This window comes from Saccharomonospora iraqiensis subsp. paurometabolica YIM 90007, from assembly GCF_000231035.2.
In the GTDB taxonomy this organism is placed as follows: Bacteria; Actinomycetota; Actinomycetes; order Mycobacteriales; family Pseudonocardiaceae; genus Saccharomonospora; species Saccharomonospora paurometabolica.
On sequence record NZ_KI912250.1, the window covers coordinates 236,524 to 252,446 of the forward strand.

17 protein-coding genes and 1 pseudogene are annotated in these 15,923 nt (G+C 69.5%); 8 read left to right on the forward strand and 10 right to left on the reverse strand.

Translation table 11 applies throughout. The annotated features are described in order from the left end of the window. The first annotated feature begins 297 nt into the window (after window positions 1-297). A complete protein-coding gene (locus SACPADRAFT_RS0217260) occupies window positions 298-2,013 on the forward strand; it encodes an AMP-binding protein (RefSeq protein ID WP_007024398.1) in 1,716 nt (571 codons plus the stop codon). A gap of 63 nt (window positions 2,014-2,076) precedes the next feature. Here the strand turns inward: SACPADRAFT_RS0217260 and SACPADRAFT_RS0217265 are convergent, their stop codons facing one another. After that, on the reverse strand, window positions 2,077-3,951 hold the full coding sequence (locus SACPADRAFT_RS0217265) for a DUF262 domain-containing protein (RefSeq protein ID WP_007024399.1): 1,875 nt from the start codon (window positions 3,949-3,951) through the stop codon (window positions 2,077-2,079). Window positions 3,952-4,609: 658 nt separating this feature from the next. Between SACPADRAFT_RS0217265 and SACPADRAFT_RS34115 the strand changes: the two are divergent. From SACPADRAFT_RS34115 to SACPADRAFT_RS0217280, 4 genes and pseudogenes are all read left to right on the forward strand, one after another. Further along, a pseudogene (locus SACPADRAFT_RS34115) lies at window positions 4,610-4,681 on the forward strand (hypothetical protein); the annotation flags it as partial. A gap of 90 nt (window positions 4,682-4,771) precedes the next feature. Then, window positions 4,772-4,969 carry a DUF397 domain-containing protein gene (locus tag SACPADRAFT_RS0217270; RefSeq protein WP_028662538.1) on the forward strand — a complete coding sequence of 66 codons (198 nt, stop codon included), beginning with the start codon at window positions 4,772-4,774 and terminating at the stop codon, window positions 4,967-4,969. Between the two features lie 110 nt (window positions 4,970-5,079). Next, window positions 5,080-5,388: a DF family (seleno)protein gene (locus SACPADRAFT_RS0217275; RefSeq protein ID WP_007024401.1), complete on the forward strand. Its 309-nt coding sequence runs from the start codon at window positions 5,080-5,082 to the stop codon at window positions 5,386-5,388. A 133-nt stretch (window positions 5,389-5,521) separates the two neighbouring features. Further along, complete coding sequence (locus SACPADRAFT_RS0217280; RefSeq protein WP_007024402.1) at window positions 5,522-6,184, forward strand: class I SAM-dependent methyltransferase; 663 nt, start codon at window positions 5,522-5,524, stop codon at window positions 6,182-6,184. 411 nt (window positions 6,185-6,595) lie between these two features. On the opposite strand, the gene SACPADRAFT_RS28395 is transcribed toward SACPADRAFT_RS0217280, so the two are convergent. The 7 genes from SACPADRAFT_RS28395 to SACPADRAFT_RS0217315 all read right to left on the reverse strand — a co-directional run bounded on the left by SACPADRAFT_RS28395 (window position 6,596) and on the right by SACPADRAFT_RS0217315 (window position 12,535). Then, complete coding sequence (locus SACPADRAFT_RS28395) at window positions 6,596-6,790, reverse strand: hypothetical protein (RefSeq protein WP_198048344.1); 195 nt, start codon at window positions 6,788-6,790, stop codon at window positions 6,596-6,598. Window positions 6,791-7,008: 218 nt separating this feature from the next. Then, a complete protein-coding gene (locus tag SACPADRAFT_RS0217290; RefSeq protein WP_007024404.1) occupies window positions 7,009-7,713 on the reverse strand; it encodes a type 1 glutamine amidotransferase domain-containing protein in 705 nt (234 codons plus the stop codon). Beyond that, a complete protein-coding gene (locus tag SACPADRAFT_RS0217295) occupies window positions 7,710-8,735 on the reverse strand; it encodes a cupin domain-containing protein (RefSeq protein WP_007024405.1) in 1,026 nt (341 codons plus the stop codon). Before SACPADRAFT_RS0217295 ends, SACPADRAFT_RS0217290 begins: the two co-directional genes overlap by 4 nt. Further along, window positions 8,701-10,206 (reverse strand): pyridoxal phosphate-dependent decarboxylase family protein, encoded by a 1,506-nt coding sequence (locus SACPADRAFT_RS0217300; RefSeq protein WP_007024406.1) that lies wholly within the window; start codon window positions 10,204-10,206, stop codon window positions 8,701-8,703. The genes SACPADRAFT_RS0217295 and SACPADRAFT_RS0217300 overlap by 35 nt, the downstream gene beginning before the upstream one ends. Further along, window positions 10,199-10,519 carry a hypothetical protein gene (locus SACPADRAFT_RS0217305; protein ID WP_007024407.1) on the reverse strand — a complete coding sequence of 107 codons (321 nt, stop codon included), beginning with the start codon at window positions 10,517-10,519 and terminating at the stop codon, window positions 10,199-10,201. The genes SACPADRAFT_RS0217300 and SACPADRAFT_RS0217305 overlap by 8 nt, the downstream gene beginning before the upstream one ends. Next, window positions 10,516-11,334, reverse strand: a complete 819-nt coding sequence (locus tag SACPADRAFT_RS0217310) for a hypothetical protein (RefSeq protein WP_007024408.1) — start codon at window positions 11,332-11,334, stop codon at window positions 10,516-10,518. Before SACPADRAFT_RS0217310 ends, SACPADRAFT_RS0217305 begins: the two co-directional genes overlap by 4 nt. Before the next feature lie 256 nt (window positions 11,335-11,590). Beyond that, window positions 11,591-12,535, reverse strand: coding sequence for a DMT family transporter (locus SACPADRAFT_RS0217315; protein ID WP_007024409.1), 945 nt, complete (start codon window positions 12,533-12,535; stop codon window positions 11,591-11,593). A 72-nt stretch (window positions 12,536-12,607) separates the two neighbouring features. On the opposite strand from SACPADRAFT_RS0217315, the gene SACPADRAFT_RS0217320 reads away from it, so the two are divergent. Together SACPADRAFT_RS0217320 and SACPADRAFT_RS0217325 are read left to right on the forward strand one after the other, a co-directional pair. Then, complete coding sequence (locus tag SACPADRAFT_RS0217320) at window positions 12,608-13,498, forward strand: LysR family transcriptional regulator (protein ID WP_007024410.1); 891 nt, start codon at window positions 12,608-12,610, stop codon at window positions 13,496-13,498. A gap of 75 nt (window positions 13,499-13,573) precedes the next feature. Beyond that, on the forward strand, window positions 13,574-14,401 hold the full coding sequence (locus tag SACPADRAFT_RS0217325; RefSeq protein WP_007024411.1) for an MBL fold metallo-hydrolase: 828 nt from the start codon (window positions 13,574-13,576) through the stop codon (window positions 14,399-14,401). A 22-nt stretch (window positions 14,402-14,423) separates the two neighbouring features. On the opposite strand, the gene SACPADRAFT_RS28400 is transcribed toward SACPADRAFT_RS0217325, so the two are convergent. Continuing rightward, window positions 14,424-14,774 carry an ATP-binding domain-containing protein gene (locus SACPADRAFT_RS28400; RefSeq protein WP_007024412.1) on the reverse strand — a complete coding sequence of 117 codons (351 nt, stop codon included), beginning with the start codon at window positions 14,772-14,774 and terminating at the stop codon, window positions 14,424-14,426. 246 nt (window positions 14,775-15,020) lie between these two features. On the opposite strand from SACPADRAFT_RS28400, the gene SACPADRAFT_RS0217335 reads away from it, so the two are divergent. Beyond that, window positions 15,021-15,482, forward strand: a complete 462-nt coding sequence (locus tag SACPADRAFT_RS0217335) for an NUDIX domain-containing protein (RefSeq protein ID WP_007024413.1) — start codon at window positions 15,021-15,023, stop codon at window positions 15,480-15,482. A gap of 33 nt (window positions 15,483-15,515) precedes the next feature. Here the strand turns inward: SACPADRAFT_RS0217335 and SACPADRAFT_RS0217340 are convergent. Continuing rightward, window positions 15,516-15,923 (reverse strand): helix-turn-helix domain-containing protein (locus SACPADRAFT_RS0217340; RefSeq protein WP_028662539.1); only part of this gene is annotated, 408 nt, incomplete at its 5' end.

The window sequence follows — 15,923 nt, forward strand, 5'->3', positions numbered from 1 at the left end:
TGGAACTCCGCCAGGCGCAGCGTGCCGTCGGCGACCGGGCCGCCGAACGCGACGTCGACACCGGTGTGCCGCCGCACCGACGCCAGGGCGGAGCGGAACAGCCCGCCGTCACCGGCCCGGGCGTCGTCGCCGTGGGTCCGCATCCTCGCCACCCTCGAAACGGTCGTTCCTGGTGGCCGCATCGTAACGCCGGTCACTACCCCCTCGGGGGTAGCGCCGCCCCCGGCCGGGCACGACGATGACGGCTGTGCCCCGGCGCACACCCACCCAACCGAACGTCACAAGGGAGTGCCTTCGATGACCTCGACCCCGCAGCGCTCGCGGGACGCCTTCCTCGCCGCCCGGGAGTTGCTGCTCCGGTACCGGGAGGACTACGACAGCGCCGCCGCCGAGTTCGCCTGGCCGGAGCTGGACGAGTTCAACTGGGCGTTGGACTGGTTCAACCACCTGGCCGCGGATCCGGACTTCGCGACGAGTCCGGCGCTGTGGATCGTGGAGCAGGACGGCACCGAGACGAAGGTGACCTTCGCGGGGATGGCCGAACGCTCCGACCGGGTGGCGAACTGGCTGCGCGCGCAGGGGGTGCGCCGCGGCGACCGCGTGATCCTCATGCTGGGTAACCAGGTCGAGCTGTGGGAGACGATCCTGGCGGCGATGAAGCTGGGCGCGGTGCTGATCCCCGCCTCGACGCTGCTGGCGCCCGCGGACCTGGCCGACCGGGTGCGCCGCGGCGCGGTGCGGCACGTCGTCGCCCGCGCCGAGGACGCGGCGAAGTTCGCCGACGTGCCCGGCGACTACACCCGCATCGCCGTGGGTGGGCCGACCGACGGCTGGCTCGACTATGCCGACTCCGCCTCCGCCGACGCCGCGTTCACCCCGGACGGGGTGACCCGGGCCGACGACACGCTGCTGCTGTACTTTACCTCCGGCACGACCGCGGCGCCGAAGCTGGTGGAGCACACCCACGCCACCTACCCGGTGGGGCATCTGTCCACGATGTACTGGATCGGGCTGGAGCCCGGCGATGTGCACCTGAACATCTCCTCGCCCGGCTGGGCCAAGCACGCCTGGAGCAACGTGTTCGCCCCGTGGAACGCGGGGGCGTGCGTGTTCCTCTACAACTACAGCCGCTTCGACGCCGACGCGCTGCTCGGGCACATGCAGCGCTGCGGGGTGACGAGTTTCTGCGCCCCGCCGACGGTGTGGCGGATGCTGATCCAGGCCGACCTGACCGCGCTGACCACCCCGCCGGCGAAGGTCGTGGGCGCCGGGGAGCCGCTGAACCCCGAGATCATCGAGCAGGTCCGCCGCGCCTGGGGGATCACCATCCGCGACGGGTTCGGCCAGACCGAGACCACCGTGCAGATCGCCAACACCCCCGGCCAGGAGGTCAAGCCTGGGTCGATGGGCAGGCCGCTGCCCGGATTCACCGTGGCGCTCGTCGACCCGGCCACCGGCACCCCGGGCGACGAGGGCGAGATCTGTCTCGACCTCGCGGCCCGCCCGCTCGGCCTGATGGTCGGCTACCGCGACGACGAGGACCGCACCGCCGAGGTGATGCGCGACGGCTACTACCACACCGGCGACATCGGCAGCCGCGACAGCGACGGCTACCTCACCTACGTCGGCCGCGCCGACGACGTGTTCAAGGCCAGCGACTACCGGATCAGCCCGTTCGAGCTGGAGAGCGTGCTGATCGAGCACGAGGCGGTCGCCGAGGCGGCCGTCGTGCCCTCCCCCGACCCGGTGCGGCTGGCCGTGCCGAAGGCCTACATCACGGTGGCCGCCGGGCACACGGCCGACCGGGAGACCGCGCTGTCCATCCTGCGCTTCGCCCGCGAAAACCTCGCCCCGTACAAGCGCATCCGCAGGCTCGAATTCGCCGAACTGCCGAAGACCATCTCCGGCAAGATCCGCCGCGTCGAACTCCGCGGCCGCGAGGACGAACTGCACCCGGACGCCGAAGCCACCCCGCCCGGCGAGTACACCGACAAGGACCTACCCGAGGTGTAGGGGTGCTCCGGTCCGATCGGTGCGGGCGCGGCGGATGCCCGACCCCGCACCGGCCGACGCCCCTCAGGGCCGGTACTGCTCGAGACGCTCGGGGTCCCAGACCCGGTGGACAAGAGCCCGCACCAGTTCGGTGCGCTCGGCGTGTTCGGCCTTGCCGAAGTGGTCGTAGGACCGGAACGGCAGGCCCTCCCTGGCCACGAACGCGGTGAACTGCGGCTGGTGTTCGTACGCCGCCGCAGTCAGGCTGGCGGCGTAGAGGTTCTGCTTCGCGTAGTGCGGTGCCTTCTCCTCGAACGGCTTGTCCTGATAGCTGCGGTTGACGTCGGCGGGCAGGAGCACCAGCCCGGCGACGTGGTCGCGGTAGCGGTCGAACTCCTCCCGGGTGGGGCACTCGTCGGCGTGGCGGTCGTGGTCGTCGGCCCAGATGTGCTCGACGTCCCAGGGGTTCTTCAGGCTCCGGTCCACGAGCTCGCCGAACGGGTCCGGCTGTCCGGATTCCTGTGCGGTGTAGGCGGTCAGCCGGGCCAGCAGGTGGTAGATGTAGCGCTTGCTGAACTGGTTCAGGCCCAGATACGGGATGCCGTACCTGCCCCGGCTGCTGCTTCCCTCGAACGACACGTCCGTCTCGTCCTGCGCCAACTTCGCGCGCAGCGTGTCGATCAAGTCCGGCAGGGCCAGGCCGCGGATCTCCCGGCACAGCGCCCACATGGCGTAGCTGACGCTGGAGTAGCCGACCCGGATGTAGTTGACGGCCCGGCGCATCACCCAGATGTCGAGGTAGGTCGCCGTCGCGGCGAGCTTGCGGCGCACCGTCTCGTCGTCGTCGCCGACGTTGAGCGGCGCGAGCAGCACGGTGCTCTGCCAGGTGAAGTCGTTGTGCGCGTTGTAGAACACGGGTTCCAGGCCGGGGGTGTAGTGCTGACTCGCGGCCAGCACCTTCAGGTAGGCGCGCTTGAAGAACGGCATCTCGTCGGTCATCAGGGCGCGGTTCTTCGCCGCGTCGCCGACGCCGACCCGCACGGCGTTGTCGCGGACCCAGCGGTGGAACGTCGACCCGATGAGTTCCCAGTCGCGATCCACCGCACCGGCACGACGTTCCCGGGTCGAGTCGGCGTAGCGGGCGCGCAGCCACGCCTTGACGAAGGCCGCGTCCCGTTCGGTGTCCGGGGCGGACTCCCAGGAGATGAGGTCGAGAACGGTTTTCTTCCAGACCCGGTTGGCGTGGGCCCGCTGGTCGGAGTCGGAGACCGCACCGAGCAGGTAGGCCTTGAGCATGTCGACCGGGCTCAACGGCTTGCCCCGGTCGTTCATCGTCTCGAAGATCGCATAGGCGTGCGAGTCGGTCTCGGTCGCGATCTCGATCAGCCCGACGTTGCCGATGAGCCAGTAGATGAACGGTTCCAGCCCGTCGCCGAGCTCACCGGCCAGGTCGAGCGAGACGAGATCGTCGTAGCGGGCCTTGATGGTCTGGATCGACTCGTCCTTGCCGTCGGGGTGGTAGTCCTTTCCGTTGAACAATGCCTTGAGGACGGGCAGGCACTCGGCGATGTCGAGGTTGAACTTCTGCTCGCCGTAGTTGTCGGAGAAGATCAGCGGCTCGACCGTGGACGCCACGCCGAGGCCGCGCTCGCGTGCCTGGCGATACAGATAGATCAGGAGCAAGGTCAGTGACGTGACACGCTGCTGACCATCGACCAGGTAGCTCTTGGTGTCCCGCTGGGTGACGATGATCGATCCGAGGAAGTAGTCGCCGTAGCGACTGGCGTCCTGTGGGTTGTCCCCCGGGGTGTAGTGCGTGGCGAACTTGTTCTGCAGGTCGGTGACCAGCTCTTCGAGGTTCGCACGCTCCCACTTGTACTCCCGCTGGTATTCGTCGATCGCGAAGGATCGCGACTGCAGGAGTTCCTTGATGGTGCGGTAGTGCGGCGTGATGCTCATGCTTTTCCCCCCCTCGTCGCCCCACAGGCGCGTGTGTCCGGCCCGGGAGCACGCGACCGATGCCGCCCCGCACCGCGAATCCGCACAGCAATACAGCACAGCACTCCTCTTGAACGCACGTCGACCGGCGGGCGGAATGGTTACGACCTCGCGAACCGACGTGCACCGAGCCGTCGAAAACCTCCGGCAGGATCCGGTGTGGTGCCGTGAATAATTTTCTTCCACGACGTGGCCCCACCGAGGTCTACCACCGTTGGTCTTCCGGTATCGGCGTCCCGACGTCGGATCGGTGAACTCACCGTACTTTTCGACAAAGGCTGTGTCGATCACGGATCGGTTTCGCCAACGGCCTTTCGGCCGCCACTACCGACGCCGCACGGCTGACGGATGCGGTCGCGGTGCCCGGCCCGCGCGGCGAAGCTCAACGCCCTGCCGAACCGAGTGCGTCGACGGGGCCCCAGTGGGCACGGCCGGGGTCGTCGAGGCACCTACACGCGGAGATCGGAGGGCCGAGGGTGATGGCAGACCAGCTTGAGCCCTGCTCGACACGACGAAGCGGCCGAACATCGAGGTCCGGATCATCCCGACGCGATCCGATTAGCACCCGGGCCTGGATGGCCCCTTCAGCATCGCCGAAGCACCCGACCGTGGTCCGGTGGTGCATCTGGAGAGTCGCATCTCCGGGTTTTTCCTGCACGAACCCGGAGAGATCGAGGTGTATGAGAGCGCGGTGGATAAGGTGCACAGGACGGCCATGAGCGTCGAGGAGTCCGTGGCGCTGATCGCCCACGTCGTCAACGGCAAGGAGACAACATTGAGGATGCCCGGAGTCGCCGGGGAGTGGCGCAAGTCGAGCTTCAGCGCCAACACCGACAACTGCGTGGAGTTCCGCCGGACGGCCGACGGGGGTGTCCAGGTGCGCAACAGCAACCGCCCCGACGACGGCACCATCACCTACACCGCATCCGAATGGAAAGCCTTCATCGCCGGAGTGAAGGACGGCGAGTTCGACCTCTGAGCGCCGGGCGAGCAGTGCGCCGATAACGGGACCGCCCGGTGGTGATGCTGTGGCACCTCCCCGCCGGGCGGTCCCGGCCTCACCGCCCGGCGGGGAGGCATCATGGGCGTATGGATGTCGAGCTGCTCTACTTCACCGGTTGCCCGAACTGGCAACTCGCGAAGGAACGCCTCAGTGAGGCCCTCACGACGGTGGGGAACTCCGCCCCGGAGATCACCCTCCGCGCCGTCGAGACGGACGAGGAGGCCCGGGCACTCCGCGTGCCCGGCTCGCCCACGATTCGTGTGAACGGGAACGACCTCTTCCCCGCTGCGGCCGAGACCGACTGCCTGGCCTGCCGAGTCTACCCGACACCGGACGGCCTCTCCGGCGCGCCCACCGTCGACCAGCTCATCCAGGCGCTCAGCAACACCTCCTGAGAGCACCGGATCCTCCTCCGACGGCAACGGCCCCACCGGCGTGCCGACGCCGACCGCGCCCCGGCGCAGCGCCCGCCGCGGTCCGACGATCGGCGGCTTGCGCCCCTGCGCCGAGGCTGGTTCGGTCCTTCCCATGCGACCGGCGGACGGATCCGACGTAACCGGACAACTGCTCGACGAGCAGATCACCTACTACCGCGCCCTCGCCCGGGAATACAGCGATCACCGCCTACCGTTCTCGGGCGGGGACGAGGTCATCACCGCCCTGGACGAGTTCCGCCCCACTGGGAGCGTGCTCGAACTCGCCTGCGGGCCCGGTACCTGGACCGGCCGACTGCTCAGGCACGCCACGGAGGTCACCGCCGTCGACTCCTCGCCGGAGATGCTCGCCCACGCCGCCGACCGGCACGGCACCGACCGGGTGCGGTACGTCCGCTCGGACATCTTCGACTTCATGCCCAACCGCCGCTACGACGTGGTGTTCTTCGGCTTCTGGATCTCCCACGTGCCGGAGGAGCTGTTCGACTCCTTCTGGACGCTGGTGGCCGACTGCCTCAACCCCGGTGGCCGGGTGTTCTTCGTCGACGACGGATACCGGACCCCGGACGAGCTCGTCGACGGGGACGACTCCCCCGTCGTGCGCCGACGCACCAACGACGGGACCGCGTACCGGGCGGTGAAGGTCCCGCACGAGCCCGCCGAGCTACAGCGGCGACTGACCGACCTGGGCTGGCGGATCACGGTCACCGCCACCAGCACCGGACCGTTCTACTGGGGCGCGGGCGGCCGGGGCTGAGCCTGTGTCTCGGGCGCCGGAGTCGTTACCGCGCCGGGGAGACCTCGGACTCCAGGGCGCGGGTCGACGGCACTCGGCGTCGTGAACTCCAGGAAGAATCTGGCGCGTGGCTGGGGGAAGCAATCGTCCGACGTGAAGCCGCCAGTGCGGCACACCGTACGCGCGATGCCCTCGTCAGCGGAGCGGATGACCTCAGCTACACCGTGACCTGTGGTGAACCGTGCTCACCGGCACTTCTGGAGGTTGCGCGGACGTGAGCCCCCGACATATTGATGATCTCAAGCCTTCAACACAGGGGCGAAGGACGGCGAGTTCGACCTCTGACACACGGGAGAAGGAAGCCCCCGGCACAGCACCCGTGTCGGGGGCTTCTTCACGAACAGGCGGACGCGCACGCTCCGCCTCGGAACGTCAGCTACGAGACACCTCGATCACGGTGTCGACGGGGATCTCGTTCAGCTCCATCCGACCGATTTCCAGGCGCACCGTCGTCACCACATCGGTGTCCCAGTCCCAGTCGTCGATCCCCAAGCGCTTGAGTACACCGCTTGCCGCAAGACGTTCCCCCTCGACCTCGGCATCGATCCGCACCCGAGTACGGCCCACGTCTCGAAGCGTGAGGTCACCAACTGTGAGTTTCGATGTTGCTTGCACGACCGGGTACATCGCTGTGGCGAGCCGGAATGCTACAAGGTGTCACACGATCGAGTAATGCGGTAACCATGACGACCGCCCTCGACTTCGCGCAGTTGCCCACGGTGCCCGCCCTTACCGCGGACGGCCGTGGCTTGCCGGCATCAGGCTGTCGGCAAGCCACGGCTGGTTCAGCCGACCTGCCCGAGCAGCGCGCGGGCGACGCCCATGCTCGACGCCGGGTTCTGCCCCGTGACGAGGCCTGCGTGTTCCAGCACGTGCTCGCTCCACGGAGCGGCGCACCGGTAATCGGCACCCGCGCCGACGAGAGCGCCCTCCAACGTCCAGGACAGCTTCCCTGTCAACCCGACCGAGTCTTCCTCGGCATCGGAGAATCCGGTGAGGGCCCGGCCGGTGAACGGCCACGCTTCACCAGCCGGTTCGTGCAGGGACAACAAGGCCGCGGTCCCGTGGCACACGGTGGCGATCGGGGTACCGGCCCGTCGTGCTCGGTCGAGCAGAGTGGCCACGGCGCGATGGTTGTGCAGCTGCGCCAGAGGCGCATACCCACCGGGAACATACACCCCATCCACAGCGGACATATTCAGAAGGTCCGCGGTCTGCGGTGATTTCAGCTCCCACGCGTGTTCGTCGAGCCACGCCGCCAACCGGTCGCATTCCGCGCGGCTCAACGATGCGGACTCGGGAACCAGACTCGCTTCCTCGACCGGCGCCGCGCCACCGTCGGGGGTGGCCACCACGACCTCGGCTCCGTGGTCGCTGAACAGTTGCCACGGTCCCACGACCTCCTCGGCCCAGAATCCGCACGGCCGATTCGTCCCGTCCACCAGCGGCAGCGCGTCGGTGGAAGCAAGCAGGATCACGATCCTCGTCATCGATGTGTCTCCTCGTGTTCGGCGCGGTAGAGCCCGGCGGCGCGCAGCAACGGTGATTCGTCGTACGCGAAGATCACGGCCTTCGCCCCGTTGGTGTTCTCGATCGACCACCGCGCCCACGACGGCACGGCGACGGTGTCTCCCCGGCCGGCAACGAACGCTGTTTCGCCCACGCGCACCGTCACCACGCCGGCGGCCACGATCAGAACCACGGCACCGGTGTGCCGCCGAATCGGGGTGCTCCGCCCCGGGGCCACGGCGAGAAACCGCCCGGTCACGGTGGGGCTGAGGGTCGGTTCGCCGTCCGGACCGCCCAGCCGCAGCTCGGCCCAGCCGTCGCCGGGCGCGCTGAGCTCGGCCAGCGCGTCGAGCGTGTCGTGCCACCGGTGCACCAGAATGCCCGCTTCGTGCCCCGGGGGCGCGGGCAGGACCGACGCCGGATCCTCGGTGTCCTGCGGGCCGAGGTGGCTGCGCGTGGGGAACAGCTCGAAGTGGTTGGCCGCGAGTGCCGTCACGAGCGGATCATCCGTGCAGTCCTGCCACACGACCGGATCCGGGCCGTCGTTGCCGTGCTCGTGCCACTTCATGGCCGGGGTCAGCACGACATCCCCGGGCCGGACGGCAATCCGCTCCCCGTCCACCGCGGTCCAGCCGCCCTCGCTCTCGTGCACGAACCGCACCGCGGTCGGCGAATGCCGGTGGCTGTGCATGTCCTCGCCCGGCACGAGCACTTGCAGGCCCGAGTACAGGTGCCCGGCCGCGGCTTCCAGCTCCGGGTGGCCCGCGTTCAGCAGCGTCAGTACGCGCAGCGCGCCTTCGGCACCCCGGACGAAGCCGGTGGCTTCGAGCGCGAGCGCGCGCAGCTCGGCGTAAGCCCAGTGCTGCGGCACGGAACGGGGTTCGGGCCGCCACGGCAGGTTCTCGTTGGCCGAGGACCACCGTCCGACGACACCGGCTCGCGCGGCGCGCTGGTGATAATCGGCGGCGTCAGGGGCGGACGGGGTCGTGGTCGTAGCGTCCACGTTCAACTCCTTCCAGCACGGTCTTCTCCGCTCGCCGGATCGAGTCCCACAGCGACTCGATGTGCCGGTGGGCGGTGTGGATGTTGCCGATGGAGACGCGCAGCGCGTAGCGGCCCTGGTACCGCGTGTGCGAGACCGCGCTGCTGCCTTCCGCGTTGACCAGGCGGTGCACCTCCGCTGCCACACGGTCGCCCTCGTCGGCCCCCCGCGCGGGGTCGTCGTAGACCATCGTCACCAACGGCAGGGGCGAACGGTGCGCCGACCGCCAGTGCGGGTGCTCGTCAACCTTGGTGGTGAGCGACTCCGCCAGCCGCACCGCGCGCTCCAGCCGACTCCGCAGCCCCTCCCGACCGAAGGACTGCAGCACCCACCACACTTTCAGGGCTCGGAACTGCCGACCCAGCTGGAGGGAGTAGTTCATGTGGTCGAGTCGGTCGTCGCCGGTGGAGGTCCGCAGATACTCGGGAACGAGCGAGAACGTCTCCCGCAGTGCTCCCGGATGACGGACGAACAGCGCGGATGCCTCCATCGGGCAGAACAGCACCTTGTGCGGATTGGCCACGACCGAGTCCGCCCCGGCCAGGGACGGAAGCATCCCGGCGATCTCCGGCACGATCCGCCAGAATCCGCCGTAGGCGGCGTCGACGTGCAGCCACACGTGCTCCGCGCGACACACGTCGACGATCTCTTCGACCGGGTCGATCGCGGCCACGTTGGTCGTTCCGAGGTTCGCCACCACCGCGAGCGGGACGAACCCGCGGGACCGGTCCGCGGAGACGGCCTCGCGCAGTCCGGCGGGGGAGAGGACACCGTCGTCGGCGGGCAGCTGCACGACGTTGTGCGTCCCGATCCCCAGCGCGATCGCGGCCTTGGCGACGGAGCTGTGCGTCTGATCCGTGCAGTAGATCCGCAACCGCGGAGCGCCGGAGGCTCCTTCCTCCCGCCAGTTGTGCCCGCCCAGGCGTTCCCGGGCAGCGCACAGGGCGTAGCAGGTGGCGAGCGAGGCACCGTCGACGAGCACCGAGTCGGCCCCGGGCCAGTCCAGCCCGCACAGCTCCGCCAGCCAGTCCAGGGTCTGCCGTTCGACGGCCGCGGCCGCGGGAGCGGACTCCCACACCATGACGTTGACGTTGAAAGCGGCGGTGAACAGCTCACCCAGCATCGCCGGGGCCGACGAGCTGTTGCTGAAGTAGGCGTGATGTCCCGGGTGGTTCCACTGTGTGAGGCCGGGAACCACATCACGCCAGGTGCGCTCCAGCAGCTCCGCGAACCCTGTGCCCCGCTCGGGCAGCGGGGCGCGGAACGGCGCCACGATCCGCTCCTCGGACAGGTCCGCGGGACGGACGCGCTGGGTGTCGAGGGAGCCGAAGTGCGCCGCCAGCCGGTCGAGCAGGGCGATCCCCGCGTCGCGTAGCTCTTCGGGCGCCCAATCACCGGCGGATCCGCCGGAGCCCGCGGTGCCGTCACACATCGACCGGCAGCTCCTCGGCGTACTCGACTTCGCGCTCCCGGATGCAGTAGCGCGAGACGAACTCACGCAGCAGCGGGGTCTCGGACTTCAGCAGGCGTTCATGCTCGGCGCGCGTGGCCCAGGTGTAGAACATCATGACGTGCGTGGGTTCGGAACTGAGCTTGAAGAACCGCGCGTGGCCCGCCCAGCCGGGACTGTCGTGCGCGTTGTCCTCCAGCAGGTCGTCCATCTCCTGCATTATTTCGAACGCCTTGTCCGCGAATTGCGGCTTCAGGTGCCAGTGTTCGATCACGGTGATCGGCACGGGGGTCATCCCTTCGTCGTCTCGTCGAAATGTTGTTGCAGCAGCGATCCGCCGCCGGGGACGAATCTGTCGCAAATCATCTTGTGTTCCCTGCGGTTTCGTGACTGCGCTTTCCACAGAGCGTGGGAAGCCGCCCTGACGTCCGCGGGCAGCGACCGGTCCGCGGTTCGGCCGCGGAGTCGGGGCTTCAGGCGGGTGAGGCCGCTCAGCAACGTCTCGTGCTCCCGGTTGAACATTCCGGAAAAACCCGGGGGCATCCACGGGGGCTCCATGGACGGTCGGACGGTCTCCGCGTACGCCGAAACCGGGAAGCTCGACGCGTAGTGCATGGTCGCCGTGGCCGAGTCGTAGAGCACGGTCAGTTCCTCCACCAGCGGACCGACGGTGACCGGATCCGACTCGTCGAGTGCGGACGCGATCGCGTCCACATGGGAGTTCATCAGTGCCAACATGTGGTGGAACAGGTGGTGGCCCAGCTTCCAGCGCCGGGCCGCCACGCCGTCCTCGCCGTGCGGGGGTGTCCGGACCGGCATCGTGGTCCCGCTGTGCGCGGGAGCCGAGACGCTGGCCAACAGCAGCCTGCTGATCCCGGCGAGAAGGTCGGCCCTGAGGTCCTCGTCGAGCCCGGTGGCGGGCAGGTCGTCCACCACCAGTCTGGCCACGCGCTGGGCGCCCGCCCACCAGGTGGCCGGGTCGTCGGTGCGGTCGATGCGGAAGTAGGCGTCGTAGTGCCGCGAATCGGCGGTGGTGTCGGAGGTCGGTGCGCGCGCGTCGTCGCGGAGCGCGATGGTTTCGATCAGATCCGCGTTCTTCTCAGTGTTCACAGTGAACTGTCTCCCCAGAAGCTCTGGTTCTCCGTCGAGCCTGGTTCCGAGTACACCAGGGGAGCTTTTCGACGGCAACCTCCAAAAGGACCAAGATGATCGATCGGTGTGCCGACAAAAAAGTCGACGGCGTGCTCCGCACAACAGTGGTCGAATTGCCGAAAACCTCGTTTCGCCGGAGTTCCGAACCGTTCTGGCACGGGAAGGCACCGAACGGCCGGTGCTGTATCGGTCTCGGCGTGCGGGAGCGTGCGGCTCAACTCCGATGTGGACGGGACCAGACGCGGTTGGCGGCGGCGACCGACACGAGCACCAGCGCCATTCCGCAGACCTGGAGCGGGGACGGCACCTCGGCGAGCACCAGCAGGCTCAGGAGCACGGTCAGGACCGGATGGATCAGCAGCAGCGCCGCGGTCCGGTTCGCGGGCAGGTGCGGGGAACCGGAGTTGATGAGCAGCCACGCGAACACCTGGCCGAGCAGGGCGAGGCCGATCATGGCCAACCACGAGGTGAACGGGATCGCATCGAGGTTGATCCCGCTGCTGAGCGGCGAGAGCGCGGCGGAGGTGACCGCGGCGCTCGCCGTCGCCAGGGCCAGCGGTGTCACGGTGCGTCCCGGTTCGGCCCGACCCTGTCGCCGCGTCAGGTAGAGGTACAGCGCGTAGGCGGCGCCGGCGAGGACGCCGAGTACGGTGCCGCGCACGGCGTTCGGCGCGGCGGTCCCGCTTTCGAGCATGCCGCTGATGAGGACGATCCCGGTGAGCATGACGGGGCAGGCGAGCACGAAAAGCCTGCTCGGGCGCTCGCGGTCGAGGACAAGGCCCAGCAACGGAAGCACGACCACCTGCACGTTGATCAGCACGGTGGCGAGCCCGGCACCCACGTCGAAGATGCTGCGCGTCCACAACACGTAGTCGGCGCCCAACGCCGCACCGGCGACGAGCGCCACCACGACGCCACGGCGGGACAGCCCGCCCACCCGCCGGCATTCCCGCCAGGCCAGCGGAGCCAGGACCAGGACCGCGATGGTGCAGCGCAGGAACGCGGAGGTCGACGGGTCCACAGCCGCGACCTTCACCAGTACCGCGGACGTGGACAGGCAACCCGCACCGGCCAGCACCAGCAGTACCGGTGCCCACCTGCCCGCGAGCACGGGCGGCGGCGCGCCGGAGGCCGTGTTCCGCTGCGTGTCGGTCGCCACGGCACCAGCGTGGCCGGATGTCCGGAACAGGTCCAGGTTGCGTTCCTACCCGATACTGCTAAGCAGAACTACATGAACAACTGGACGTGGGACCGGCTGCGGGTGTTCGACGCCCTCGCCCGAACCGGGTCGGTCGCCGCGGCCGCGCGCAGCCTGTGCATGACGGGCCCGGCCGTGTCGCAACACCTGCGCAGGCTCGAAGTGGAGGTGGGGGCCGCGTTGGTCGAGCGCGCGGGACGCGGGCTACGGCTGACCGGTGCGGGGCACGTGCTCGCCGGGCACGCCCGGACGGTCGCGCGGGCGGTGGAGCACGCCGAACGCGATCTCGCGGGGCACACGGGCGAACTGCACGGCACCGTGCGGGTCGGCGCGATCTCCTCGGCGATCCGGGGATTCCTGCTCCGGCGGGTGCGTGAGTTCACCGACCGCTACCCGCGGGTGCGCGTGTCGCTGTGCGACGGCGAGACCGTGGACCACCTGCGCGCGCTGCACGAGGACGGGCTGGATGTCGTCGTCGCCGAGTCCTGGCACGACCTGCCCTCGACGATCTCGCGTGGTGCGGACGTCACCCGGCTGCGTACCGAACGCGTACGGCTGGTCCTGCCGGACGGGCACCGGCTGGCGAACCGGGACACGGTGCGGTTCTCCGAGCTGGCGGAGGAGGTATGGACCTGTTGCCCGCCCGGTTCCGACGCGCATTCGACGCTGGCTCAGCTGGTGCGCCGCGCGGGTGCGGAGCTGCGGGTCGGGTTCCCCGTCGCCGACCACGCGACGCAGCTGGAGGTGGTGGCGAACGGTCTCGCCGTGGCGTGCATCCCGGAGCCCTCCCTGCCGCGGGAACCGTCCGGGGTCCGGATCGTCGAAACCGATCCCGCGCCCCTGCGCAGTATCGAGCTGGTGACGCAGTCGAAAACGCTTCCGTTGCACGTCCACGAATTCGTGACCAGCCTGACGGGCCGCTGACCAGTGTCGGGTCACACGGACAGGTGCCCGGCCGTGTCTTGAGCTCGACCGCGCTGAAGGTCGCACACTCGACGCATGACCGTCTGGATCTGCGCCACCTGCGGGGTCGAGCACCCCGACACCGAACGCCCGCCCGAGTCCGACTGCGTGATCTGCGCCGACGAGCGCCAGTGGGTGCCCGAGTCCGGTCAGTCCTGGACGACACCGGACGAGCTCGCCGCCCAGGACGCCGCGCCGGTGCACGAGCAGCTCGAACCGGGCCTGCACCGGTTCAACCGCGACCCGTCCTTCGGCATCGGCCAATGGAGCTACCTCGTTCAGACGCCGCAGGGAAACCTGCTGTGGGACCCGCCCAACCACATCGACCCGCCACTGGTCGAGCAGGTAGAGAAGCTGGGCGGGGCGGCGATGATCGTGGCCAGCCACCCGCACATGTACGGGTGTCAGGTGAGCTGGAGCCACCGGCTCGGTGACGTCCCGGTCCTGGTGCACGCCGCCGACCGCGAGTGGGTGCGGCGCGAGGACCCCGTCCTCCGGGAGTGGCGCGGCACGGAAGAGGTGCTGCCGGGCGTCACGCTCGTGGAGGTGGGTGGGCACTTCCCCGGCTCCACCGTCGCCCACCTGCGCCACGGCTCCGACGGGGCGGGCACGCTGCTCACCGGGGACGCCATCGTGCCGGTGGCCCGGAAGGGCCGGGTCACCTTCCTGCGCAGCTTCCCCAACCGGCTCCCGCTGTCGGCGGGGCTGGTGCAGCGGATCGTCGACGCGCTCGAACCGTATCCGTTCGAACGGTTGCACAGCCTGCAGGGCGCCACGGTGGCCGCCGACGCCCACGGCGCGGTGCGCCGTTCCGCCGAGCGCTACATCGCCTGGGTCAGCGGCAGCAATGACCACCTCGGTTGAGCCTCCGGCCCTGGCTCGCGGCTCAGGCGGTGGCGGCTGTGGTGACGCTGCCGGTGGTGGCCTCCTTGGCGAACGCCAGGTGCGGGGAGAGCTCGCCCTCGTGCGTCAGATACAGCTCGTGCATGGCCCTCGTGCAGGCGATGTAGAGCATGCTCTTGTCCATCTCGTTTGCGTAGTTCTCCGCGTCCACCTCCGGGACGATCACGGCGTCGAACTCCAGCCCCTTGGCGATGTGCGCCGAGGTGACGAGGATGCCCGCGCTGAAAGCCGTGCTGTCGTAGTCGAGGAAGGTCAGCTCGATCCCGCACCGTCGCCGGTGTGCGGCACCGGCGACGCGCCGACCCGATCGGCCGGCGGGGCGGCAGGCGGGCATCGGCCCTCGCCCGGCCGCCGGGGGGAAAGGATACCGAACGGCAGCCGACAGTCTGCCCACTGTCGGGTCAGGCCGAGTCGTCCGGCTGTCAAAGGACAGCAGTTCGGGGCCTGAGCCGCCGAACGGGACACGCCGTACTCCGAGCTCCCGACGATCGGCCGGACACCCCGTAAGCTGCGGCCGTCCGGGCACGCCGTCGGACCCGCCCGGAGAAGCCGCAGACACCGAACGCGAGGACCGCCCGCCGTGCCCGACCGTCACCTCATCGATGTCCATGTCCTGCTGGTCCACGGCGCCGAACTGCTGCTCACCAGGCGCCGGGGCGGCGCGTTCGACGGCATGTGGCACCTGCCTTCCGGCAAGCTCGACGCGGGTGAGGACGTGCTCACCGCCGCCGCCCGTGAGGCCGCGGAAGAGGTCGGGGTGCTGATCGATCCTGCCGACCTCACGCACGTGCACACGGTCCACGTCAACGGCTCCGGCCCCGAACCGCGCGTGGGCCTGTTCTTCGCCACGACCCGGTGGATGGGTGAGCCGGTCAACCACGAGCCGGAGAAGTGCTCGGCGCTCGGCTGGTTCGACCTGCACGCGCTGCCTACCGGAGTGATCGAGTACCCGGCCGCCGGGATCGACGCCTACCGCCGGGGCCTGTCGTTCTCGGTCCTGGGCTGGAGCGGAGAATCCCGCCCTGCCGCCGTCGGCAGGTGAGCGACCACCGCCGACGGCCTGCCCACCGTCGGCTCAGCCCGGGTGGTCGGGGTCGACCGTCTTCCGGGACGGCTGCAGTACCGCGGGGCCGAGCACATGGCACAGGTGCAGGGCCAGTTCCAGGTCCAACCTGCCCTCGGTGAGTCCTCGGCCGCGTTCCTGCTCCGCCTTCGCCACCCGGTACTTCACGGTGTTGCGGTGCAGCGTCAACTCCCTGGCCGTGTCGACATAGCTGCCGGTGCGCAGAAACGTCCGCAGGGTCGCCCGGAGCCGGTCGGCCGGGTCGGTGTCCGCCGCCAGGGGGCCGAGAACGTCGCCGACCCAGCGGCGGCTCGCGGGGAGGTCGCGCGCCAGCACGGCGACGAGCGCCATACCGTCGTCACCGTAGGAAACCACCCGGGTGTGCGCAGCGCCGCCGGCGTGGGCGACGATCCGGACGGC